Annotated in this window: 1 protein-coding gene; it reads left to right on the top strand. The window is 65.0% G+C overall.

The window, feature by feature from the left end; genetic code table 11:
- Positions 1–742, top strand: a 742-nt coding sequence (locus tag ACFOYU_RS15205; protein ID WP_377034239.1) for a delta endotoxin C-terminal domain-containing protein, incomplete at both ends; no start/stop codon positions are given.

Genomic DNA, 742 nt, shown 5'->3' with positions numbered 1-742 from the left:
GGCGCGCCCACGGCAGCCGGCACCTATGATGTGACGGTGACGGCCACCGACAGCGCTGGCGAGGCTGTCTCCGACACCTTCGCCCTCGTCGTCGCCGCCGCCGATCCGGTGGTGTTCCAGCCCATCGCCATCCAGGCGGAGAGTGGCACGATCACCCTGGTTGCTCCGGTCGACGGCAGCAGCACGATGGTGCGCGATCCGGACAATCCGGAGAGCAACCCAAACCTTCCCACTGGCCTGCGTCCGGGCTTCACCGGCACGGGCTATCTCGACTTCGGCAATGATGGCGGCGACACCGTCACCTACACCGTCGAAGTCGCCGAAGCCGGTCAGTACGACCTGAACATCCGCTACGCATCGAACGGTGCCCGCCCACTGGTTCTTGCCGTGAACAATGGTGTCTCCCAGACCCTCCCGTTCCTGGCGACGGGCACAAACACCTCAGGTCCCACGGAAGGGTTCAACAACTGGAGCTTCCAGACCGCCACGATTTCGCTGGTGGCTGGCCAGAACACGATTTCGCTGGCAATCCCGCCGGGAGCGACCGTCGGTCCGAACCTTGATCGCATCGAGATCACCGCAGCCGGGACCGGCCCGATCCCGACCAACCAAGCGCCGACGGCTGTGACGGTGACCCCGGTGAATGTGGAGGTGTTGGAGAACACCGACTATGCCGCCGGGATCAAGGTCGCGGATATCGCCGTCACGGATGCTGACGGAGGCACGAATACGCTCGGCCTCA

The organism is Microvirga sp. GCM10011540, from assembly GCF_042650665.1.
GTDB classification, from domain to species: domain Bacteria; phylum Pseudomonadota; class Alphaproteobacteria; order Rhizobiales; family Beijerinckiaceae; genus Microvirga; species Microvirga lenta.
Note: the sequence above shows the minus strand (reverse complement) of the source record. Positions and strands in the feature narration are given on the sequence as shown.